At 71.3% G+C, this 23,410-nt stretch carries 15 protein-coding genes; 8 read left to right on the top strand and 7 right to left on the bottom strand.

Features of this window, described 5'->3' with window-relative positions:
• The first annotated feature begins 101 nt into the window (after positions 1 to 101).
• On the top strand, positions 102 to 1,493 hold the full coding sequence (locus tag OG510_RS10745) for a cation:dicarboxylate symporter family transporter (RefSeq protein ID WP_406136566.1): 1,392 nt from the start codon (positions 102 to 104) through the stop codon (positions 1,491 to 1,493).
• 40 nt (positions 1,494 to 1,533) lie between these two features.
• Here OG510_RS10745 and OG510_RS10740 read toward each other — a convergent pair whose 3' ends face one another.
• Positions 1,534 to 2,115: a DNA-3-methyladenine glycosylase I gene (locus tag OG510_RS10740; RefSeq protein WP_406136565.1), complete on the bottom strand. Its 582-nt coding sequence runs from the start codon at positions 2,113 to 2,115 to the stop codon at positions 1,534 to 1,536.
• A 428-nt stretch (positions 2,116 to 2,543) separates the two neighbouring features.
• Between OG510_RS10740 and OG510_RS10735 the strand changes: the two genes are divergently transcribed.
• A complete protein-coding gene (locus tag OG510_RS10735; RefSeq protein WP_406136564.1) occupies positions 2,544 to 3,575 on the top strand; it encodes an alcohol dehydrogenase in 1,032 nt (343 codons plus the stop codon).
• Positions 3,576 to 3,595: 20 nt separating this feature from the next.
• Here the strand turns inward: OG510_RS10735 and OG510_RS10730 are convergent, their stop codons facing one another.
• On the bottom strand, positions 3,596 to 4,222 hold the full coding sequence (locus OG510_RS10730; RefSeq protein ID WP_406136563.1) for a TetR/AcrR family transcriptional regulator: 627 nt from the start codon (positions 4,220 to 4,222) through the stop codon (positions 3,596 to 3,598).
• Between the two features lie 137 nt (positions 4,223 to 4,359).
• On the opposite strand from OG510_RS10730, the gene OG510_RS10725 reads away from it, so the two are divergent.
• From OG510_RS10725 to OG510_RS10710, 4 genes are all read left to right on the top strand, one after another.
• Entirely contained in the window at positions 4,360 to 5,952 is a 1,593-nt protein-coding gene (locus tag OG510_RS10725; RefSeq protein WP_406142361.1) for an MFS transporter, read from the top strand.
• 82 nt (positions 5,953 to 6,034) lie between these two features.
• On the top strand, positions 6,035 to 6,466 hold the full coding sequence (locus OG510_RS10720; RefSeq protein ID WP_406136562.1) for a MerR family transcriptional regulator: 432 nt from the start codon (positions 6,035 to 6,037) through the stop codon (positions 6,464 to 6,466).
• Entirely contained in the window at positions 6,463 to 6,795 is a 333-nt protein-coding gene (gene trxA / locus OG510_RS10715; protein ID WP_406136561.1) for a thioredoxin, read from the top strand. Before OG510_RS10720 ends, trxA begins: the two co-directional genes overlap by 4 nt.
• Positions 6,796 to 7,004: 209 nt before the next feature.
• Complete coding sequence (locus OG510_RS10710; RefSeq protein ID WP_406136560.1) at positions 7,005 to 9,269, top strand: HelD family protein; 2,265 nt, start codon at positions 7,005 to 7,007, stop codon at positions 9,267 to 9,269.
• Positions 9,270 to 9,342: 73 nt separating this feature from the next.
• Here the strand turns inward: OG510_RS10710 and glgB are convergent, their stop codons facing one another.
• The 4 genes from glgB to OG510_RS10690 form a co-directional block, all read right to left on the bottom strand.
• Entirely contained in the window at positions 9,343 to 11,556 is a 2,214-nt protein-coding gene (gene glgB, locus OG510_RS10705; RefSeq protein ID WP_406142360.1) for a 1,4-alpha-glucan branching enzyme, read from the bottom strand.
• A gap of 110 nt (positions 11,557 to 11,666) precedes the next feature.
• On the bottom strand, positions 11,667 to 13,100 hold the full coding sequence (locus OG510_RS10700; protein WP_406136559.1) for a maltokinase N-terminal cap-like domain-containing protein: 1,434 nt from the start codon (positions 13,098 to 13,100) through the stop codon (positions 11,667 to 11,669).
• A gap of 259 nt (positions 13,101 to 13,359) precedes the next feature.
• Positions 13,360 to 15,066 carry a maltose alpha-D-glucosyltransferase gene (gene treS, locus OG510_RS10695; protein ID WP_406136558.1) on the bottom strand — a complete coding sequence of 569 codons (1,707 nt, stop codon included), beginning with the start codon at positions 15,064 to 15,066 and terminating at the stop codon, positions 13,360 to 13,362.
• Positions 15,063 to 17,111, bottom strand: a complete 2,049-nt coding sequence (locus tag OG510_RS10690) for an alpha-1,4-glucan--maltose-1-phosphate maltosyltransferase (RefSeq protein WP_406142359.1) — start codon at positions 17,109 to 17,111, stop codon at positions 15,063 to 15,065. Before OG510_RS10690 ends, treS begins: the two co-directional genes overlap by 4 nt.
• An 806-nt stretch (positions 17,112 to 17,917) precedes the next feature.
• Here OG510_RS10690 and glgP point away from each other — a divergent pair.
• Both glgP and OG510_RS10680 read left to right on the top strand, forming a co-directional pair.
• Positions 17,918 to 20,545 (top strand): alpha-glucan family phosphorylase, encoded by a 2,628-nt coding sequence (gene glgP, locus OG510_RS10685; RefSeq protein WP_406136557.1) that lies wholly within the window; start codon positions 17,918 to 17,920, stop codon positions 20,543 to 20,545.
• Positions 20,546 to 20,768: 223 nt separating this feature from the next.
• Positions 20,769 to 22,016, top strand: coding sequence for an alginate lyase family protein (locus OG510_RS10680; protein WP_406136556.1), 1,248 nt, complete (start codon positions 20,769 to 20,771; stop codon positions 22,014 to 22,016).
• A gap of 15 nt (positions 22,017 to 22,031) precedes the next feature.
• On the opposite strand, the gene OG510_RS10675 is transcribed toward OG510_RS10680, so the two are convergent.
• Positions 22,032 to 23,360: a sensor histidine kinase gene (locus tag OG510_RS10675; RefSeq protein ID WP_406136555.1), complete on the bottom strand. Its 1,329-nt coding sequence runs from the start codon at positions 23,358 to 23,360 to the stop codon at positions 22,032 to 22,034.
• Positions 23,361 to 23,410 lie beyond the last annotated feature (50 nt).

Raw genomic sequence — 23,410 nt, 5'->3', positions numbered from 1 at the left:
CGGGGATCCACCGCGATGGTCAGGGATGTGGATCGGACGTGGACCGGGCGTGGACCGGTCATGGATCGGTCGGTGTACCGGTCCTGTACGAGGAGGCAAGCGTGGCCGCAAAGAAGCGGGACCGTACGCACTATCTGTATCTCGCGGTGATCGCCGCGGTGGTGCTCGGCATCGTGGTCGGCTTCGCCGCACCCGGGGTCGCCGTCGAACTCAAGCCGCTGGGCACCGGGTTCGTGAATCTCATCAAGATGATGATCTCGCCGATCATCTTCTGCACGATCGTGCTCGGGGTCGGCTCGGTCCGCAAGGCGGCCAAGGTCGGCGCGGTCGGCGGTCTGGCGCTCGGCTACTTCCTGGTGATGTCGACGGTGGCGCTGGCCATCGGGCTGGTCGTCGGGAACGTACTGGAGCCGGGCTCGGGGCTGCATCTGACGGAGGCGGTGCGGCACGCGGGCGCCGCGCAGGCCACCGGCGCGGGGGACTCCACCGCGGACTTCCTGCTCGGGATCATCCCGACGACCATGGTCTCCGCCTTCACCGACGGCCAGGTGCTGCAGACGCTGCTGATCGCGCTGCTCTCCGGCTTCGCGCTCCAGGCGATCGGCCCGGCGGGGCGGCCGGTGCTGCGCGGTATCGAGCACATCCAGCGGCTGGTGTTCCGCATCCTCGCCATGATCATGTGGGCCGCCCCGGTGGGCGCGTTCGGCGCGATGGCGGCTGTGGTCGGCGAGACCGGGGTGGACGCGCTGAAGTCGCTGGCCGTCATCATGATCGGCTTCTATCTGACGTGTGCGCTCTTCGTCTTCGTCGTGCTCGGCGCGCTGCTGCGGCTGATCGCCGGCATGAACATCTTCATGCTGCTGAAGTACCTGGGCCGGGAGTTCCTGCTGATCCTCTCCACCTCGTCGTCGGAGTCGGCGCTGGCCCGGCTGATCGCGAAGATGGAGCACCTGGGGGTGAGCAGGCCGGTCGCCGGGATCACGGTCCCGACCGGATACTCGTTCAACCTCGACGGCACCGCGATCTATCTGACGATGTCGGCTCTCTTCGTGGCCAACGCGATGGACAAGCCGCTGAGCGGCGGTGAGCAGATCTCGCTCCTGCTCTTCATGATCGTCGCGTCGAAGGGCGCGGCGGGCGTCACCGGCGCGGGCCTCGCCACGCTCGCCGGTGGCCTCCAGTCGCACCGGCCCGATCTGGTCGACGGAGTCGGCCTCATCGTCGGCATCGACCGCTTCATGAGCGAGGCGCGGGCGATGACGAACTTCGCCGGGAACGCCGTCGCGACGGTCCTGGTCGGCACCTGGACGAAGGAGATCGACAAGGCGCGGGCCGTGGAGGTGCTGTCCGGGCGGCTGCCGTTCGACGAGGCGTCGCTGATGGACGACCGGCCGGACGCCGCCGCGGACGGCGAGGACGCCGGGCCCCGGGAGCAGCAGGACGTGCCCGCGTCCCGGGACGGCGGCAAGGAGGAGGCGGCGGCCAGGAGCTGAGTCCGGAGTCTCCGGAGTCTCTGGAGTCTTCGTGCCCGGCTCAGCCCGGCAGCGGCACCGCCCCCGCTGCCGGGCAGCCCGTCCAGTGGTCGTCGACGACGCCGACGGCCTCCAGATAGGCGTAGATGATGGTGGTGCCGACGAAGGTGAACCCGCGCCGCTTCAGATCCTTGCTGATCCGGTCGGACAGCTCGGTACTGGTCGGCAGCGGGTCGCCCGGCCCCGGCCGGCTGACGACCGGCTTCCCGTCGGTCCACTGCCAGAGGTACGCGTCGAACGACCCGAACTCCCGCTGGACGGCGAGGAAGGCCCGGGCGTTCTTCACGAGCGATGCGACCTTCAGCCTGTTCCGTACGATGCCCGGATCGCCGAGCAGTTCGGCCAGCTTGTCCTCGTCGTACGCGGCGATCCGCACCGGGTCGAACCCGTCGAGCAGCCGCCGGTAGTTGGCCCGCTTGTTGAGCACGGTCGACCAGGAGAGCCCGGCCTGGGCGCCCTCCAGGACGAGGAACTCGAAGAGGTAGCGGTCGTCGTGCGAGGGGCGGCCCCACTCCTCGTCGTGGTAGGCGGCCATCAGCTCGGAGCTGTCCGCCCAGGCGCAGCGGTGTTCGGCGTGCTTCATACGGATTCCCTGGGGTGCGGGGGTGCGGGGGTGCGGTCGGGGTACGGAGGCGGGTGTTCGGACTCGGACGACGGACAGGGAGCAACGGGAACGGGAGCAACGGGAACGGGAGCAACGGGCACGGGAGCAACGGACAACAGCAAGCAGGACCGACAGACGACAGACAGCAGGAGCGACAGCTACAACAGCAGCCGACCCGCTTCACATGCTGTCACCGACCACTGACAACGGGCCCGCGAGCCGACACCGCGCACCCGGCTCCCCTCCGGCACACCCCCACTGACCAGGGACGATCCACCGCCCGCGGCCGCACCCCCGGGCGCGCGTGCCGATGCGGCGGACAGTGCCCACACTGGAAGAAGCGGTCAGCACTCCGCCGCCCGAGCACTCCTCGTACGCCCGACCCCGCGGAAGGCAAGGAAGCTCCCATGACATCCACGCCCACGTCCCCCCGCGCCATGCAGGTCGCCGAGCCGGGCGGCCCCTTCACGCTCGTACACACCGAACTTCCCGAACCGGGGCCGGGCCGCGTCAGGATCGCGGTGGAGGCGTGCGGAATCTGCCACTCCGACGCGATGATCACCGGCGGAATGCTGCCCGGAGTGACGTTCCCGGTGACCACCGGCCATGAGATCGCGGGCCGCGTCGACGCGCTGGGCGCCGGCGTCGACGGCTGGCAGGCCGGGGACCGGGTCGCCGTCGGCTGGTACGGCGGCAGCTGCGGCCACTGCGAGGCGTGCCGGTCGGGCGACGCCATCAACTGTGCCCGGCTGGAGATCCCCGGCGCCGCCTACCCGGGCGGCTACGCCGACACAGTCGTCGTACCCGCGGTCGCGCTGGCCCGTGTTCCCGACGAACTGACCCCGGTCGAGGCCGCCCCGCTGGCCTGCGCGGGCGTCACGGTCTTCAACGCGCTGCGGCGCAGCGCGGCCGTCCCGGGCGATCTGGTCGCGGTCCTCGGCATCGGCGGCCTCGGTCACATGGGCGTGCAGTTCGCGGCGAAGATGGGCTTCCGTACGGTGGCGATCGCCCGCGGCGCGGAGAAGGCGAAGCTCGCGTACGGCCTCGGAGCCAGGCACTACATCGACAGCACGGCGGAGAACGTCGCGGACGCACTCCAGGAGCTGGGCGGCGCGAAGGTCGTCCTCGCCACGGTCACCAACGGCCCGGCGATGACGGCGACTTTCGACGGCCTGGGCAGGCGTGGCGAACTGATCGTGGTCGGCGCGACCCCGGACGAGATGACGTTCAGCGGGACGCAGTTCATCAACGGTACGAAGAAGGTCTACGGCCACGCGTCGGGCACCGCGGTGGACACCGAGGACACCCTGCGCTTCGCCGCACAGACGGGCGTCCGCTCGTGGACCGAGGAGGCCCCGCTGGAGGAGGCGGACGAGGCGTTCGCCCGCATGCTGTCGGGCTCGGCCCGCTTCCGCATGGTCCTGACGACGGGCCGCTGATACCGGCTCAGGCGCGGCGGTCACCCAGGACCGGCCCCCCGCCCCAGCGCCACGTCCACCACCGCCGTCGCCCGTGCCGCCGGTACGCCCGCTGTCATCAGCAGGGTGTGGGCTGCCGCCGCTCCGCCCTCGGGGGCCGGGAGCGCGCCCTCGTTGACCGCCTCCATCAGGCCGAACAGCGCCTGTTCATGGACGTACGCCAGAGCCGCCGCGGTCAGCGGTGAGGTGAACGCGCCCTCGTCCAGGCCCCGTTGGATCAGTGCTGTGCACGTCTCGCGTACCGGGGTGAGGCGTTGTTTGATGCCGGCCATCGTGACGCTGCGCTGGGCCAGTGCGACCAGCAGGCGGTAGCGGTCGGCGATCTCCCAGACCGCGAGGGTCGCGCGGGCCAGCGCCTCGGCCGGGTCGCTGATGCCCGCGCGGCCGGTGGCGTGTGCCTCGACCACGGCGGCCGTCGCGTTGTCGACGAGAGCGGCGATCAGTGCCTCGCGGCTGGGGAAGTGGCCGTAGACCGTGCGGCGTACGACCCCGGCCGCGCGGGCGATCTGGTCCATCGAGGCGTCCGGGTCGTGCAGCAGCTCGGTGAGCGCCACATCCAGGATGCGGCGGCGGTTGGCGTCTGCTCGTCCGGAAGTCACGGGCCCCATTTTGCACCGCGCCGGGAAGCGCGCTAAATTGCACAGCAGTGTGTAATTGCACAGGCTTGTGCAAGTCGGTGTGCGCACGGAGCCATGCGCCGGCAGGTGTGCGCGTGGGCGTGCGAGTAGTGGAGTGGTGGAACGTCATGAATCTCGTGGTGAGAGAGCCGGTCGCCGAGATGGCAGGGCCGTACCGGCGCCGCTGGTGGGCGCTGCTGGTTCTCTGTCTGAGTCTGCTGATCATCGTGATGGCGAACACCGCCCTGACGGTCGCGGCCCCCGACATGACACAGGATCTGGGGCTCAGCAGCGCTGACCTCCAGTGGGTCATCGACGGCTACACCGTCCCGTACGCCGCGCTGATGCTGCTGCTCGGCGCCATCGGCGACAAGTACAGCAGGCGCGGCGCGCTCGTCCTTGGGCTCGTCGTCTTCGGCGGCGGAGCGGTCGCGGGTTCGCTGGTCGGCAGCGCGACGGGTGTCATCGCGGCCCGCGCCGTCATGGGAGTCGGCGCGGCGATGATCATGCCCGCCACGCTCTCGCTGCTCGCCGCCAGCTTCCCGCGCGCCGAGCGGGCCAAGGCGATCGTCCTGTGGACGGCCACCGCCGGGCTCGCCATCGCGGCCGGCCCGCTGGTCGCGGGCGCGCTGCTCCAGCACCACGGCTGGGCCTCGACGTTCCTGATCAACGTGCCGATCGCGGTGCTCGCCATCATCGGCGCCTTCGTCCTCGTACCGCCGTCCAAGGCCGGTCACCACGACCGGATCGACTATGTGGGCGGGCTGCTCTCGGTGGTGTCCGTCGGCGCCCTCGTCTACATGATCATCGAGGGGCCGCACTTCGGCTGGGGGGCCAAGGCGGTCACCGCGGCCGTCGTGGCGGGCATCGGATTCGTGGTCTTCGTGCTGTGGGAGCTGCGGCACCCGCGCCCGGTGCTCGACGTACGGCGCTACCTCGACCGCGGGTTCGCCGGGTCGAACCTCGCCGTCGCGCTCTTCTTCCTCGCCGTGTTCGGCGCGTTCTACTACCTGACCCAGCACCTCCAGTTCGTCCTCGGCTTCGACGCCTTCGAGACCGGCGTACGGATGCTGCCGCTGGCCGGCGCGGTCTTCGTCGGATCGGCGCTGACCGGGATCCTGACCCCGCGGCTCGGGATGCGTGTCACCGTCACCGCCGGCATGGTCGGCGGCACGGCGTCGCTCGCACTGCTCGCCCGTATCGACGCGGCTTCCGGGTACGGCGAGTTCGTCCTGCCGCTGGTCCTGCTCGGTCTGGCCATCGGCCTCGCGCTCTCGCCGTGCACCGACGCGATCATGGGCGCGTTCCCGGAGTCCGAACTCGGTGTCGGCGGCGCCGTCAACGACACCTCGATCGAGCTGGGCGGCTCGCTGGGCATCGCGATCCTCGGCTCCGTACTCTCCGGCGCGTACTCCTCGCACCTCGCGGACGCGGCCGGCGGCAAGCTGCCCGCCGGCGCCCTGAGCACCGCCCAGGACTCGGTGGGCGCGGGCCTCGCCGTGGCCCGCAAGGCCGCCGCCACGGCGGGCCCCGAGCAGGGGCGTGCCCTGGCGGACGCGGTGGACGGCGCCTTCTCGCAGGCCGTCGCCCACACCAGCCTGATCGGTGCGGTGATCCTCGGGGTGGGCACGGTGCTGGTGGCCGTCCTGATCCCGGGGCGCCGTCGGCGTACGGAGTCCGGGGCGTCGCCGCAGGAGGAGCCGGTGACCACCCAGGTCTGAGAGCCCGGCCCGTGCCTCCGCGCCCCCGCGCCCGCCCCTTCGCTCTTGCCTTGACGCCGACGTCAAGGATTACCGTCGGGGCATGCGAATCGGCGAGCTGGCGGAGCGGGCCGGTACCACCACCCGTGCTCTGCGCTACTACGAGTCCCGGGAACTGCTGCCCGCCCGGCGGGCGGTGAACGGCTACCGGACCTACGACGAGGACGATCTGCGGCTGCTCCAGCAGATCAGGACGCTCCAGGACTTCGGCTTCGACCTGGAGGAGACCAGGCCGTTCGTCGAGTGCCTGCGCGCCGGGCACCCGGCAGGGGACGTCTGCCCCGCCTCACTCGCCGTCTACCGCCGCAAGCTGTCCGAGCTGGACGCCCTGATCGGGGAGCTCCAGGGCGTCCGCGCCCGGGTGGGTGCGGAACTGGCCCGCGCCGAGGCGGAGTTGCCCGGCGGCCCCGAGCCGCGCTGCGAACTGTCCGGCGGAGCCGTGCCGGAGAACGAGTGGGAGGAACAACCGAGATGATCCACACCGAGGGCGTCGATGCCGTGACCGACGCCGATTTCGACAGCGAGGTGCTCGCGGCCGGACTGCCCGTCCTGGTCGAGTTCACCGCCGACTGGTGCGGGCCGTGCCGCCAGCTCGCACCCGTGCTCAGCGCCGTGGCGGAGGAGGAAACCGGACGGCTCAAGGTCGTCCAGCTCGACGTCGACAGCAACCCGGAGGTCATGGTCAGGTACGGCGTGCTGTCGATGCCGACCCTGATGGTCTTCCGCGACGGGGAGCCGGTGAAGTCGATGGTGGGCGCCCGCCCGAAGCGCCGGCTGCTCCAGGAGCTGGCCGACGTGCTCTGACGCGGGGACGGGGCAGGGGCAGAGGCCGGTGCTGGTACGCGCCGGCGCTGGAACCGGCCGGTGACCGTACGGGAAAGACCGCACAAAAAATACCCCGGGCGAATTGGCGTCCGGGGTATTGCTGCGCGTACAGTGAGAGCTTCTTGTCTTTGCGCAGAGCAGAACAAGAAGAACTCTTATAACGGCACCGTATCGCGTCAGGAGCTGCATTGTCAACCGAGGAATTGCAGAACGAGCAGCAATTCGTCTCACGGCTCTACGGGCGGCTGGACGCGCTCAGGGAGCGCGCCGAAGCCGCTGTCCAGGGCTCGTTCGCCCAGGTGGGCAAGGGGCTTCAGGCGCGGGTCGAGCGCGATGTGCTGGTCGCCGAACGGTCCGGGCTGCTCAGCGCGCTGAATTCGGTGGAATCCGGACTCTGTTTCGGCCGTATTGATTTCACCGACGGATCCCGCTACCACATCGGCCGTATCGGAATCCGCGAAGAGGCGGACGAGAACAACGAACGCGTCCCACTGGTGATCGACTGGCGGGCCGAGATCGCGCGGCCTTTCTACCTCGCCACCGGGCATTCCCCGATGGGGCTGCGCCGCCGCAGGCACCTCACCACCGAGGGCCGTACCGTCACCGCGCTGCACGACGAGATCCTCGACCTCACCGACACCGAGCGGACCGGACACGAGGGCTCCGACGCCGACGCGGTGCTCCTCGCGGCACTGGACTCCGCGCGCACCGGCCGGATGCACGACATCGTGCAGACCATCCAGGCCGAACAGGACGAGATCATCCGCGCCCCGCACCACGGGATCCTCGTCGTCGAGGGCGGCCCCGGCACCGGCAAGACCGCGGTCGCGCTGCACCGTGCCGCGTACCTCCTCTACGCACACCGCGACCAGCTCGCCCGCAGGGCCGTCCTGGTCGTCGGCCCCAACCCGGCCTTCCTCGGCTACATCGGCGAGGTGCTGCCCTCGCTCGGCGAGACGGGCGTGCTGCTCGCCACACCGGGGGAGCTGTTCCCCGGCGTGACCGCCACCGGTACGGACACCCCGGCGGCCGCCGCCGTCAAGGGGCGCACCGGCATGGCGGACGCGCTGGCCGCCTTCGTACGCGACCTCCAGCGCACGCCTGAACCCGGTGAGCCCCTGGTCATCCCGCACGACGACGGCGATCTGCTGCTCGACTGGACCATTGCCGACGCCGCCCGTGAGCGGGCCCGCGCGACGCTGCTGCCGCACAACCTGGCCCGCCCGCACTTCGCGTTCCGGATCATCGACGACCTGACCGCGCAGCTGGCCGACCGGCTCGGCGCCGACCCGTACGGCGGGCCCAACTTCCTGGGCCCCGACGACCTCGCGCAGATCGGCAAGGCGGTCGCCTCCAGCCCCGAAGTGCACGCGGCCATCGAGGAGTTGTGGCCCACCCTCACCCCGCAGCAGGTCGTCGCCGACTACCTCACCGACCCGGTGCACCTGCCGGACGCCGACGCCGAGGCCATCCGCCGCAAGAGCGGCGACTGGACGCCCGCCGACGTCCCGCTGCTCGACGAGGCCGCCGAACTGCTCGGCGAGGACGACTCCGCGGTACGCGCCGCGGCCGAGGCCGCCCGCCAGGAGCAGGTCGCGTTCGCCCAGGGTGTCCTCGACCTGTCGCTGGGCTCCGAGTCCTTCGAGTTCGAGGACGAGGAGTCCGAACTGCTCGCGGCGCACGACATCATCGACGCCGAGCGGATGGCCGAGCGCCACGAGGAGGCCGACCACCGCAGCGCCGCCGAACGCGCGGCGGCCGACCGCACCTGGGCCTTCGGCCACATCATCGTGGACGAGGCGCAGGAGCTGTCGCCGATGGTGTGGCGGCTGCTCATGCGGCGCTCGCCGACCCGCTCGATGACCCTGGTCGGCGACCCCGCGCAGACCGCGGAGCCGGGCGGCGTGGGCGACTGGGCGACGATGCTCGCCCCGTACGTCGATGACCGGTACGAGCAGGTGCGGCTCGGCATCAACTACCGCACCCCCGCCGAGATCATGGAGCTCGCGGCCGCGGTCCCGGCCGCCGCCGACCCGTCCTTCCGGCCGCCGCGCTCGATCCGCTCCACCGGCGTACGCCCCTGGGTGCGGGCCACCGACGACCTGCCGGGCGCCGTCGCCGCCGCGGTCGCGGAGGAGCGCGCCGACGAGCGCAGGCTCGCGGTGATCGCCCCGGCCGTGCTCCACCGCGAACTGGCCGCCGCGCTTCCGGACGTCGAAGGGGGCGAGCCCGATCTGCACCGGCCGGTCGTGCTGCTCGATCCCCGGCAGGCGAAGGGGCTGGAGTTCGACACGGTGATCGTGGCCGAGCCCGGACTGATCCTCTCGGGCTCGCCGCGCGGCACCAGCGATCTGTATGTGGCGCTGACCCGGGCGACCCAGCGAGCCGGCATCGTGCACACGACAGGCGCGCTGCCGGAGTGCGTCGGGGAGGCGGCGGAGCGCCGCCCGTGACGGCGGGAGGGCGCGGTGGCGTGGACCTTCGCACGCCGCCGCGCCCCCGGGGACACCTCTGCGAACAGTGGCCTCAGGGCCTGAGCCACACCGTCGCCAGCGGCGGCAGCGTCAGCCCGATGCTCGAAGCGCGCCCGTGGTACGGCACCGGCTCCGGCTTCAGCGGCTCCGTGTTGCGGATGTCGCCGCCGCCGTAGAGACCGGTGTCGGTGTTGAGCACCTCGCGCCACTCCGGCACCGAGTCCGGCACACCGAGCCGGTACTCGTGCCGCACCACGGGCGAGAAGTTGGAGACCGACAGGAGCGGTGCGCCCTGCGCGTCGTAGCGCAGGAACGCGAAGACGTTGTCCTCCGCCGCGTCGCCCGCCACCCAGTCGAAGCCGCCCGGGTCGGTGTCCCGCTGCCACAGCGCGGGGGCCGCGGCATACACCGCGTTCAGGTCGCGCACCAGGTCCCGTACCCCGCGGTGGTCGTGCGCCGCACCGTACGACGGGTCGAGCAGCCACCAGTCGGGTCCGTGCGCCTCCGACCACTCGGCGCCCTGGGCGAACTCCTGCCCCATGAAGAGGAGTTGCTTGCCCGGGTGGGCCCACATGAAGCCCAGATACGCGCGGTGCGTGGCGCGCTGCTGCCACCAGTCGCCCGGCATCTTCGAGACCAGCGCCTGTTTGCCGTGCACCACCTCGTCGTGCGAGATGGGCAGGACGTAGTTCTCACTGAACGCGTACACCATCGAGAACGTCATCTCGTTGTGGTGGTACTTGCGGTGCACCGGCTCCTTCGCCACGTACTCCAGCGAGTCGTGCATCCACCCCATGTTCCACTTCAGCCCGAAACCGAGCCCCCCGAAGCCGCCCGCGCCGACCTGGTCGGTGGCGCGCGTGACGCCGTCCCAGGCGGTCGACTCCTCGGCGATCGTCACCACCCCGGGGTTGCGGCGGTAGACCGTCGCGTTCATCTCCTGGAGGAAGGCCACCGCGTCCGGGTTCTCCCGGCCGCCGTGCTCGTTCGGCGACCACTGGCCTTCCTCGCGTGAGTAGTCCAGATAGAGCATCGAGGCGACGGCGTCCACCCGCAGCCCGTCGATGTGGAACTCCTCGCACCAGTAAGTGGCGTTGGCGACCAGAAAGTTACGCACCTCGGTGCGGCCGTAGTCGAATTCGAGCGTGCCCCAGTCGGGGTGCTCGGCGCGCGCCGGGTCGGAGTGCTCGTACAGCGGCCGGCCGTCGAACCGCGCCAGCGCCCAGTCGTCCTTCGGGAAGTGCGCGGGCACCCAGTCCATCAGGACACCGATACCCGCACGGTGCAGCGAGTCCACCAGATACCGGAAGTCGTCCGGTGTGCCCATCCGGGACGTCGGCGCGTAGAAACCGGTGACCTGGTAGCCCCACGAGCCGCCGAAGGGGTGCTCCGACACCGGCATCAGCTCCACATGCGTGAAGCCCAGGTCCTGGACGTACGCGGGCAGCTGCGTCGCCAACTGGCGGTACGTCAGGCCGGGTCGCCAGGACGGCAGATGCACCTCGTACACCGAGAAGGGCGCCTGGTGGACCGGACGGTCGGCCCGGTGCGCCATCCACTGCGCGTCCTGCCAGCGGTGGTGGGACTCGGTCACCACGGACGCGGTGGCGGGCGGCACCTCGGTGCGCCGCGCCATCGGGTCGGCGCGCAGGGTGTGGCTGCCGTCCGGGCGCATCAGGTCGAACTTGTAGAGCGCGCCCTCGCCGATGCCCGGCAGGAACAGCTCCCACACCCCGGACGACCCGAGCGACCGCATCGGATACGCGGTGCCGTCCCAGTAGTTGAAGTCACCACTGACCCGCACCCCGCGCGCGTCCGGCGCCCAGACGGTGAAGCGGGTGCCGGTGACGCCCTGCACGGTCATCGGCTGCGCGCCGAGCGCCTTCCACAGCTCCTCGTGGCGGCCCTCGCCGATCAGATGCAGATCCAGCTCACCGAGGGTGGGCAGGAAGCGGTACGGGTCGTGGAGCTCGGTCTCGGCTCCGTCGTACGCGACGAGCAGCGCGTACTCCGGGACGGTGCGCAGCGGCAGCAGCCCGGAGAAGAAGCCGTCGCCGTCGTCGTGCAGTTCGGCACGGAGCCCCTTCCCGACCACGGTGACGGAGCGGGCGTACGGCCGCAGCGCCCGGACGGCGATACCGCCGCTGACCGGATGGGCGCCGAGCAGCGCGTGCGGGTCGTGGTGACCGCCGCTGAGCAGCCGCTCCCGGTCGGCTGCGCCGAGTGTCTCGGCCGGGCGTACCCCGCCGGTCGGCTGGGACGGCAGAACGGCCGCGGGCTCGGTGCTGTGGGTGGTGTCCGCGGTGGCCGTGGTGTCCGTGGACGGGGCGGGCTCGGGTTCGGCGGGCGACGGAGTGCGGGACGGGGGACGGGCGGTCACTGGGGCGGCCTCCTCGGCAGCTTCGGCGCACGGTGGAAAACAGGGGGTTCGGGCAGTGAGAGCCGCTCGATCGCGGCCATCGGGACGGGCAGCCAGTCGGGGCGGTTCCTGGCCTCGTAGAGGACCTCGTACACCGCCTTGTCGGTCTCGTAGGCGCGCAGCAGCTCCGGCTCGGCGCGCGGGTCGGCGCCGGACACCGACGCGTACCCCTCGCAGTACGCGTCACGGCAGCCGGTCGCCCACTTCGGGGACCAGGGCCGGTGGGTGCGCGCCGCGTAGTCGAAGGAGCGCAGCATCCCCGCCACGTCGCGGACCACGGGCTGCGGGCGGGTGCGTTCGGCGAGCGGCCTGGCCGGTTCGCCCTCGAAGTCGATGACCGACCACTCGCCGTCCCTGGCCCGCAGGCTCTGGCCCAGATGCAGATCGCCGTGGATGCGCTGGGCGGCCCAGGTGCGGCCCGCGTGGCCGAGGTCGGCGATCGCGTCGAAGGCGGTGCGCAGCCCCGCCACATACGGCGCCAGCGCGGGGACCGCCTGAGCCGTCAGCTCCAGACGCTCCGTCATCTCCGCGGCGAGATGCTGTATCTGCCGCTTGCGCAGGACCGCGGTGGGCAGCGCGGACGCCAGCGTCCCGTGCACCTCGGCCGTCGCCCGGCCCAGCGCGCGGGCGCCCGCCGCGAAGTCGTGGCCGTCGGCGAGCGCGAGCAGTGCCAGCTGCCAGCCGTCCTCGGACCCCGAGAGGAACGGCTGGAGCACCCCCAGCGTGGCGGGCTCAGGCTCCGTGGTCTCGTACCAGGCGACGGGCGCCGGGACCCGGGCGCAGCCGGCCTGGGCCAGCGCGAGCGGCAGCTCCAGGTCCGGGTTCGAGCCGGGGTGGACCCGGCGGAAGACCTTCAGGATGAACGTATCGCCGTAGACCAGCGAGGTGTTGGACTGCTCGGCGCCCAGCGGTCTGGCGGGCAGCCCGGCGGGGATGTCGGCGTTCGGGTCGCGGTCGAAGCGCAGCGCGCCGATGCGGCCGGGCGCGCGCAGCCGCTCGAAGAGCAGCCCGGTCAGCCGGGGGTCGAGCAGCGCGTCGTACAGCACGGACCCGGCCAGCGGTCCGGTGCGGGCCCGGCCGATCAGCGCGGCGGCCAGGCGCGGCGGCAGTGAGGTCCGTACGCCGAGCAGCAGCTGGTAGCAGTCGCCGGTCGCGGGGGAGTCCTGGTCGGCACGGATCAGCAGATGGAGCAGGCCGGGTGCGGCGCCGACCGGCAGCAGTTCGGTGGCCGAGACCAGGGTGAAGGAGGTGACGGGCCGGCCCTTGCCCGCGAACCAGCGCTGCCGGGGCAGCCACTCGTGCAGCAGGGGGGCGAGCGAGTCGAGGAGGCGGAGGGGGCCGGACGACCCGGCGGAGCGCGCGCTGTTCCGGGTGGATGCAGCCTTGGACATGGCATCGCGTCCTTTCCCGGGCACACCACACGATGCGCAGAGTGTCCCGGATTGCGTGGGGTCGCCTCCCATGCTGAACGCAATGGGGGCGGGAATCCGGCTGTGCGGGACGGTGCGGGTGAGGATGGACCAGATGGACTACGGCCCTGATCCGATCGAAAGGCCCTACGGCTCTGTGGGCCGGGTGCTGGTGCCGCGGTACCAGTGAGAAGGGTGCCCGGGGCGGGGCGGCGGAAACCGGCCCGCCCCGGGCCCGCCGTCACACGGTGGGGGCGTCCTTGCGCAAGCGGAACCAGTAGAAGCCGTGCCCCGCGAGGGTCAGGAGATACGGCAGTTCACCGATCGGGGGGAAGCGCACCCCGCCGATCAGCTCGACCGGATGGCGCCCGGTAAAGGTGCCCAGATCGAGCTCCGTCGGCTGTGCGAACCGGGAGAAATTGTGCACGCACAGCACCAGGTCGTCCTTGTACTCCCGGAGGAAGGCGAGGACGGCCGGGTTGGACGACGGCAGCTCGGTGTACGAACCGAGGCCGAAGGCCGGGTTCTGTTTACGGATCTCGATCATCCGGCGGGTCCAGTGCAGCAGTGAGGCGGGCGAGGCCATGGACGCCTCGACGTTCGTCACCTGGTAGCCGTAGACCGGGTCCATGATGGTCGGCAGGTAGAGCCGTCCCGGGTCGCTGGACGAGAAGCCGGCGTTCCGGTCGGGGGTCCACTGCATGGGCGTACGGACCGCGTCCCGGTCACCGAGCCAGATGTTGTCGCCCATGCCGATCTCGTCGCCGTAGTAGAGGATCGGCGAACCGGGCAGGGAGAGCAGCAGCGCGGTGAACAGTTCGATCTGGTTGCGGTCGTTGTCCAGCAGGGGTGCGAGCCGCCTGCGGATCCCGATGTTGGCCCGCATCCGCGGATCCTTGGCGTACTCCGCGTACATGTAGTCGCGCTCTTCGTCCGTGACCATTTCGAGCGTCAGCTCGTCGTGGTTGCGCAGGAAGATGCCCCACTGGGCGTTCTTCGGGATCGCCGGGGTCTTGGCCAGGATCTCCGACACCGGGTAGCGGGACTCCCGGCGCACCGCCATGAAGATGCGCGGCATCACCGGGAAGTGGAATGCCATGTGGCACTCGTCGCCGCCCTTCTTGAAGTCGCCGAAATAGTCGACGACGTCCTCCGGCCACTGGTTGGCCTCGGCGAGCAGCACCGTGTCCGGGTAGCCCGCGTCGATCTCGGCGCGCACCCGCTTCATGAAGGCGTGGGTCTGCGGGAGGTTCTCGCAGTTGGTGCCCTCGACCTGGTAGAGGTACGGGACCGCGTCGAGGCGGAATCCGTCGATGCCCAGGTCGAGCCAGAAGCGCAGCGCCGAGATGATCTCCTCCTGCACCACCGGGTTCTCGTAGTTGAGATCCGGCTGGTGGGAGAAGAACCGGTGCCAGTAGTACTGCTTGCGCACCGGGTCGAAGGTCCAGTTGGAGCTCTCCGTGTCGACGAAGATGATCCGGGCGTCCGCGAACTGCTTGTCGTCGTCGGCCCAGATGTAGTAGTCGCCGTACGGTCCGTCCGGGTCCTTGCGCGACTCCTGGAACCACTCGTGCTGGTCGCTCGTGTGGTTCATGACGAAGTCGATGATCACGCGCATGCCGCGCTGGTGGGTGGCGTCGACGAACTCGACGAAGTCGGCGAGGTCGCCGAACTCCGGCAGCACTGACGTGTAGTCCGCCACGTCGTAACCGCCGTCCCGCAGGGGCGACTTGAAGAACGGCGGCAGCCAGAGGCAGTCGACGCCGAGCCACTGGAGGTAGTCCAGTTTGGCGGTGATGCCCTTGAGGTCACCGACACCGTCCCCGTTGCTGTCCTGGAACGACCTGACCAGGACCTCGTAGAAGACGGCGCGTTTGAACCAGTCGGGGTCACGGTCCTTGGTGGGAGTGTCCTCGAATTTGTCGTGGACAGGCTCATTGACAATCATGATGTGGGTGACCCTCCGATCGGCGGGGACGGTCGCAGCACCAGGATGTGCGCGGGCGTGCTGCCCGGCTCCAGACGCACATAGTTGGCCCTGCCCCAGTGGTAGGTCTCGCCGGTGAGCTCGTCGCGCACCGGGACGGATTCGTGCCATTCCAGGCCGAGATCCGGCATGTCCAACGAGACCGTGGCCTCCTGGGTGTGGTGCGGGTCAAGGTTGACGACAATCAGAACCGTGTTCGAACCAGCGGGGTCTCCGCCCGGCGTGGAGACCGCCGTGGAGCCCGCCGTGGAGTCCGGCACGGACACCGATTTCGAGTACGCGATGACCATGTCGTTGTCGGTGTGGTGGAAGTGCACCGACCGCAGCTGACGCAGCGCCGGATGGCGCCGCCGCAGCTCGTTCAGTGTGGTGATCAGCGGGGCGATGGTCCGCCCCTCCCGCTCGGCGGACTCCCAGTCGCGCGGTCGCAGCTGGTACTTCTCCGAGTCCAGATAGTCCTCGCTGCCCGCCCGGGCCGTGCTGTTCTCGCACAGCTCGTACCCGGCGTACACCCCCCACGACGGTGCCATCGTCGCCGCGAGCACCGCACGGACCTCGAAGGCCGGGCGGCCGCCGTGCTGGAGGTACGCGTGCAGGATGTCCGGGGTGTTCACGAAGAAGTTGGGCCGCATGGCCGCGGCCGACTCCCCGGCCAGCTCGGTGACGTACTCGGTCAGCTCCTGCTTCCCGGTCCGCCAGGTGAAGTACGTGTACGACTGCTGGAACCCGACGGCGCCCAGGGTGTGCATCATCGCGGGCCTGGTGAACGCCTCGGCCAGGAAGACCACGTCCGGGTCCCGGCCGTTGACCTCGGCGATGACCTGCTCCCAGAACACCACCGGCTTGGTGTGCGGGTTGTCCACCCGGAAGATCCGTACGCCGTGCTCCATCCAGAAGCGCAGGATGCGCACGGTCTCGGTGACCAGCCCCGCCATGTCGCGGTCGAAGGCGATCGGGTAGATGTCCTGGTACTTCTTCGGCGGGTTCTCCGCGTACGCGATCGTGCCGTCCGCCCGGTGGTGGAACCACTCGGGGTGCTGTGTCACCCAGGGGTGGTCGGGCGAGCACTGCAGCGCGAAGTCGAGCGCGACCTCCAGGCCCAGCTCACCGGCGCGCCCGACGAAGTCGTCGAAGTCCTCCAGGGTGCCGAGGTCCGGGTGGACGGCGTCGTGACCGCCGGCCGGTGAGCCGATGGCCCAGGGCACGCCCACATCGTCGGGCCCCGCGGTCAGCGCGTTGTTGGGGCCCTTGCGGTGGGTGGTGCCGATGGGGTGGACCGGCGGCAGATAGACCACGTCGAACCCCATGGCCGCGACCGCCGAAAGCCGCTTCGCCGCTGTCCTGAAGGTGCCGCTGACCTGCGGCTTCCCCTGCTCGACCACGGCGCCTTCGGAGCGCGGGAACAGCTCGTACCACGAGCCGTACAGCGCCCGTTCACGCTCCACGAGCAGCGGCAGCGGCTCGGAGGCGCTGACCAGTTCGCGCAGCGGGTAGCGGGCGAGCGCCGCCACCGCCTCCGGCGCGAGCGCGGCCGCGAGACGGCCGGCGGCCGGGGCCGCGGTGTCGCCCAGCGCCTCCGCCACCGCGAGCACCGCCTGCCTGCCCCTGCTTCTGGGCACTCCGGCGGCCGCACGTGTATACAGCGCGGCGCCGTCGGCGAGCACCAGCTCCGTGTCGATGCCCGCCGGGACCTTGATCCGGGCGGTGTGCAGCCAGGTGGCGACGGGATCGCTCCACGCCTCGACCGTGTACGTCCACCGGCCCTCGCGGTCCGCGGTGACGTCGGCGCCCCAGCGGTCGGTGCCGGGGGCCAGCTCCCGCATCGGCGCCCACGGCGCTGTCCTGCCGCGCGGGCCGCGCAGGACGACATTGGCGGCGACGGCGTCATGGCCCTCACGGAAGACCGTCGCGGTGACCTGGAAGGTCTCACCCGTCACGGCTTTGGCGGGCCTGCGCCCGCCGTCGACGCTCGGCCGCACATCGAGCACCGGGATACGGCCGATCAGCTGACCGGTGGGCGGCCGCTTCGGTGGCTTCGGGGACTTGGGCGGCTGAGGGGACGTCTGAAGAGTCCCTCTGGCCGGCTTGTCCGATGATGGCTTGCGGGCTGCGGGCATGACCGCTCCTGTCCGCGTTCACTCAGGCTGTGGTGAGGGGTGGGGGCGCGCTCGGGCGGATACCGGAGGAGCCTTCCCCCACTCCTCGGGTGGGCAATCCGGCTCCTGAGTTAAGTACTCGTGCGTAATGTGCAAGGCAAGGACCAGGCGGGCCGCGCGTCGCGGACGGGCCGTGCCCGGCCGTGCGGGCGTCCGAGGTTTCACACCTTTGGCTGAGACCGACCGGCAAATGGAGGTGGCCGCCGCCGCGGCCGGCCGGACCTGACGGAGCGCGCCGCACGGGGCGCGCACGGCGCACGGCGGGTGCCGGTCGTGCACCGCGTACGGGAGGTGCGGACGGCGCCTCATGGGGCGTACCGCTCCCGGCAGATGACGGACCGTTCCATCCGGGCACGCTCCCTTCCGCTCCGGGTCCCACCGACCCGCTCCAGTTCCCCCAGGCCCGCTCCGGGCCTCACCGAGCAGCCTCACCCGCGGTGCGAAGTGCCACAAGCCCACGCGAGGGGGGAGAACCGGCCATAGCGCCCGCAGTGACACGCGCGGGCGCGCCACCCGGCGGGGCCGCACCGGCGCGCGCCGCCGCCGGCCTCGCGCCGTGGTTGCCGGGAGTGCCGGCGGTTACCTTCGGGGTGAAGTGCGGACGTACACCGCTGTGCGTCCCCTGGATGCGCATCTCCCCTGCGAAGGTGGAACACGTGAAGGCCATTCGTCGATTCACCGTCCGCCCCGTCCTCCCCGAGCCGCTGCGTCCTCTGGGCGAGCTCGCCCGCAACCTCCGCTGGTCCTGGCACGCCGGGACCAAGGACCTGTTCAGAGCCGTCGACCCCGATGGCCTCCCGGCGGCCGGCGGTGACCCCGTCCGGCTGCTCGGTACGGTGTCGGCCGCCCGGCTCGCCGAGCTGGCCGCCGACCCCGGCTTCCTGCGCGACCTGACCGAGGCCGCCGACGGCCTCGACACCTATCTGCACGGACCGCGCTGGTACCAGGAACAGCCCGCCGGGCTGCCCGCAGCCATCGGCTACTTCTCACCCGAGTTCGGCGTCACCGCCGCGCTCCCGCAGTACTCGGGCGGCCTCGGCATCCTGGCCGGCGACCATCTCAAGGCGGCCAGCGACCTCGGCGTACCGCTCATCGGGGTCGGCCTGCTCTACCGGCACGGTTACTTCCGCCAGTCGCTCTCCCGCGAGGGCTGGCAGCAGGAGCACTACCCGGTGCTCGACCCCGACGAGCTGCCCGTCACGCTGCTGCGCGAGGCCGACGGCTCACCCAGCCGGGTCGTCCTCACCCTGCCCGGCGGGCGCTCCCTGCACGCCCACATCTGGCAGGCGCAGGTCGGCCGCGTGCCGTTGCTGATGCTCGACTCCGACGTGGAGGAGAACGAACCGGCCGAGCGGGGCGTCACCGACCGGCTCTACGGCGGCGGCAGCGAGCACCGGCTGCTCCAGGAGATGCTCCTCGGGATCGGCGGGGTACGGGCGCTGCGCTCGTACTGCCGGATCACCGGCCACCCGGACCCCGAGGTGTTCCACACCAACGAGGGCCACGCCGGCTTCCTCGGCCTGGAGCGCATCCGTGAACTCGGTGGCGCGGGGCTGGACTTCGACGCCGCGCTGGAGTCCGTACGCGCCGGAACGGTCTTCACCACCCACACCCCCGTCCCCGCCGGCATCGACCGCTTCGACCGCGATCTGGTCGCACGCCACTTCGGGGACGACGGCGAACTGCCGGGCGTGGACGCCGGACGCGTACTCCAGCTGGGTACCGAGACCTATCCGGGCGGCGAGCCGCGCCTCTTCAACATGGCGGTGATGGGACTGCGGCTCGCCCAGCGCGCCAACGGGGTCTCCACGCTGCACGGCGCCGTCAGCCGGGAGATGTTCGCCGGGCTGTGGCCGGGATTCGACCCCGACGAGGTGCCGATCACCTCGATCACCAACGGGGTGCACGCGCCGACCTGGGCGGCGCCCGAGATCACCCGCACCGCCGTCCGCGGGATCGGCGCCGAACGCACCGAGCACGCGCTGTCGGTGGGCGGCTCCGACCGCTGGGACGCGGTGGCCGACATCCCCGACGCGGAGGTCTGGGAGCTGCGCCGCACCCTGCGCGAACAGCTGGTCGGCGAGGTGCGGACCAGGCTGCGCGCGTCCTGGCGCGGGCGCGGCGCCTCCGACGCCGAACTGGGCTGGATCGACGGGGTGCTCGACCCGGGCGTGCTGACCATCGGCTTCGCCCGGCGTGTCCCCTCGTACAAGCGCCTGACGCTGATGCTCCGCGACCGCGACCGGCTGACCGAGCTGCTGCTCCACCCGACGAGGCCGATCCAGATCGTCGTCGCGGGCAAGGCGCACCCGGCCGACGACGGCGGGAAGCGGCTGGTGCAGGAGCTGGTGCGGTTCGCCGACGACCCACGGGTGCGCCACCGCATCGTCTTCCTGCCGGACTACGGCATGGCGATGGCGGAGCGGCTCTACCCGGGCTGCGACGTCTGGCTGAACAATCCGCTGCGCCCGCTGGAGGCGTGCGGTACGTCAGGGATGAAGGCGGCGCTCAACGGCTGCCTCAACCTCTCGGTGCTCGACGGCTGGTGGGACGAGTGGTTCGAGCCGGACTTCGGCTGGGCCATCCCCACCGCGGACGGCGCGGGCCTGGACGAGGACCGGCGCGACGAGCTGGAGTCGGCGGCGCTGTACTCGCTGATCGAGGACCGGGTCGCGCCGCGCTTCTACGACCGCACGGCCGACGGTCTGCCCGAGCGCTGGGTGTCCATGGTCCGCTCCACGCTGACCACCCTGGGGCCGAAGGTGCTGGCGGGGCGGATGGTGCGCGAGTACGTCGAGCGGCTGTACGCGCCCGCCGCTCTCGCCCACAGGTCGCTCGGCCCCGAAGCGGCCCGGGAGCTGGCCGGGTGGAAGGCGCGGGTGCGGGCGGCCTGGCCGGAGGTCCATGTCGACCATGTGGAGGCGGTCGCGGCGACCGCGGCCGACGGCACGGCAGAGCTGGGCTCCACCCTTTCGCTGCGGGTCCAGGTCGCGCTCGGTGCGCTGGGGCCCGACGACGTGGAGGTGCAGGCGGTTTCGGGCCAGGTCGATGAGCAGGACCGGATCGCCGACGCGCGGACCGTGGCTCTGAAACCGGCGGGTGGGCCCGACCTGGAGGGGCGGCTGCTGTACGAGGGGCCGCTCGCCCTGGACCGTACGGGCCCCTACGGCTACACGGTCCGGATCCTGCCCGCGCACGAACTGCTCGCGACCGGCGCCGAGCTGGGGCTCGTGGCGGCGCCGACGGCCGCGACGGGGGAGGGAGCGGGCGTCCTCCTGAGGTGACACACGCTCAGAGGTCACACGCTCAGAGGCCACACGCTCAGAAGGTTCAGCGAGGGTCCGGTGTCCGTCTCCGCGGCGCCGGGCCCTTTCGTTTCCCGAACACAACTCTTGACGTGCTCATGAGATGCCTTTAGGTTCCACATCCACAACGGAGTTCATCAGTGCAAGAGTTATTCATATCCATGAACTCCGGGAGGATTTCCTACCGGAAGGCACCCCCCACATGCGTACCGGAACCACCTCGCACCGATCGCCCCGCCGCCGCAGAGTCCGGTCGACCGGCGTGGCCGCCGCGCTCGCCGGCGTCCTCGGCCTGGTCCTGATGGACCCGGCCATGGCCGCGAGGCCCGCCACCCCCACGACCGCACCGGCGGCCGTGGCGGCACCCGCGGCCTTCACCCACCCCGGCGTCCTCGTCAGCGGCCCGCAGCTCGACTTCGTCCGCGGAAAGGTCCAGGCGGGCGCCGAGCCCTGGAAGAGCGCCGACGCCCAGATGATGGCGAGCAAGTACGCCTCGCTCTCCCGGACTCCCGCCCCGCGCGCCGACGTCGAGTGCGGCTCGTACTCGAAACCCAACAACGGTTGTACGGACGAGCGCGAGGACGCCATCGCCGCGTACACCGACGCGCTCGCCTGGTACATCACCAGGGACGACCGGTACGCCAAGAAGTCCATCGAGCTGATGGACGCCTGGTCGGCCGTGATCAAGGAGCACACCAACAGCAACGCACCCCTGCAGACCGGCTGGGCCGGGTCCGTCTGGCCGCGCGCCGCCGAGATCATCAAGTACACCTACACGGGCTGGCCCGGCGCGGACCGGTTCGCCACCATGCTGCGCGACGTCTATCTGCCCGAGGTCATCAAGGGCTCCCAGTCCAACGGCAACTGGGAGCTGTCCATGACGGAGGCGGCGATCGGCATCTCGGTCTTCCTGGAGGACCGCACCTCCTACGACAAGGCGGTCGCGACCTTCCGCGGCCGGGTGCCCGCGTACATCTACCTCAGCTCGGACGGCGCCCTGCCGAAGGTCGCACCGGGCAGCGGCCTCAGCGGACGCGACGCGATCGTCAAGTACTGGCAGGGCCAGTCCACTTTCATGGACGGACTCACCCAGGAGACCTGCCGCGACCTGACACACACCGGCTACGGCCTCTCGGCGATCTCCCACATCGCCGAGACCAGCCGTATCCAGGGCCAGGACCTCTACCCGGAGATCCAGGAACGGCTGCGCCAGGCACTGGGCCTCCAGTCGAAGTACATGATGGGCGCGGCCGTCCCGTCCACCCTGTGCGGCGGCTCCCTCAAGGACAGCCTCGGCCCGGTCACGGAGGTCGGCTTCAACGCCCTGCACAACCGCCTGGGCATCGCCATGACGAACACCCAGGCCCTGACCGAGAAGCAGCGCCCGGCCGGCACGGACAACCTGTTTGTGGCCTGGGAGACCCTGACGCACGCGGACAATCCGGCCTGAACCGGGCTCCGCCGGTCAGCGGGTGGCGAGTCCGACGGCACCGATCAGTACCCCGAGTGCGGCGGTGGCGGCCAGCGGGACCCAGATCGCCTGCTTCAGCCGCCGCCGCACCTGCTGTCTGGCGCGCGCCAACTCCTCGGCTGATGAGGGGCGTTCGGGATTGATCGCCGGGGGCGTGCCAGGAGTCGGAGGCAGGGTGGCGCGCACTTCGAAACCGCCGCCGGGCAGTGGTCCGTGACGCAGGACCCCGCCCGTGAGACGGATCCGCTCGTCCAGGCCGACCAGCCCCGTGCCACCGGCCGAGCCGCCGGGCGGATCCGCCGCGTCCGCCCTGCCGGAATCCGCCGACCGGTCCGATGAACGGCCGGGCGGTGCGGCCCCGCTCGTGACGGTGACGGTCAACGACCCGTCCGACCGTACGAGCCGTACCGTCACCGGCGCGCCCGGAGCGTGTCTGGCCGCGTTGGTGAGCGACTCCTGAACGGTCCTGTGGACCGCGCGACGGGTCATCGGGGCCAGCGCGCCCGCCGTACCTTCGTCGGTCAGCTCCACGTCCATTCCCGATCCGCGGGCCCGCTCCACCTGTTCCGCCACGGTCTCGCCCGACGGTGCGGGCGGCGCCGCTCCGTCGTTCTCCCGCAGGACCCCGATGATGTCGTGCAGCCGTGCGGTGGCGTCCCCCGCGGCTGCCCTCAGCTCACCGGCCGCACTCTGCTGGTGGCCGTCCAGCGCGGGGTCGAGCTCAAGTGCCGCCGCCCGCAGGGCGATCAGCGACAGATCGTGGCCGAGCGAATCGTGCATGTCGCTCGCGATCCTGCCGCGTTCGAGCAGCCGCGCGCGGTCGGCGGCGACGCGCTGTTCGCGCTCCAGCCGGCCCGCCAGCAGCCAGCCGGTGTCGACGAGTTGCACGTACTGCCGCACATATCTGCCGAGCAGCCACGGCACCATCACCGCGAAGGCCAGGGTGGACAGCTCCACGAGCCAGGTCCAGAGGTCCAGGCGGGCGGCCAGCGTGATCAGCAGACCGGCCGCGGCCGTCCCGGCGAACGCGTACAGCGCGGGCCGGGCGAGCGCCGTCCGCCGGCCCGCCAGATAGCCGAAGACCACCAGCGCCGCCGCGTACTGCGGGGTCCAGAGCCCGGGTGCCACGGTCAGACCCATGGCCACCGTGAGCAGCAGCGCGGCGAGCGGCCGGTTGCGCGACAGCCCGACGCCCGCCCCGAGGACGGCGATCCCGGCCGGGGCCCGCCACCACGCACCCCCGCCGCCCACCAGCGCCGCGATCAGCACCGGCGCAGCGACCAGCGCCCAGAGTGCCACGTCGGTGATCCGCTCTCTCCGCATGCGTCCAGCTTGCCGGAGCAGGCCGCTTCCCGGACCCCGACGAAAGTCGG

Origin of the sequence: Streptomyces sp. NBC_01089 (assembly GCF_045162975.1) — a bacterium.
Taxonomy (GTDB): domain Bacteria; phylum Actinomycetota; class Actinomycetes; order Streptomycetales; family Streptomycetaceae; genus Streptomyces.
Note: the sequence above shows the minus strand (reverse complement) of the source record. Positions and strands in the feature narration are given on the sequence as shown.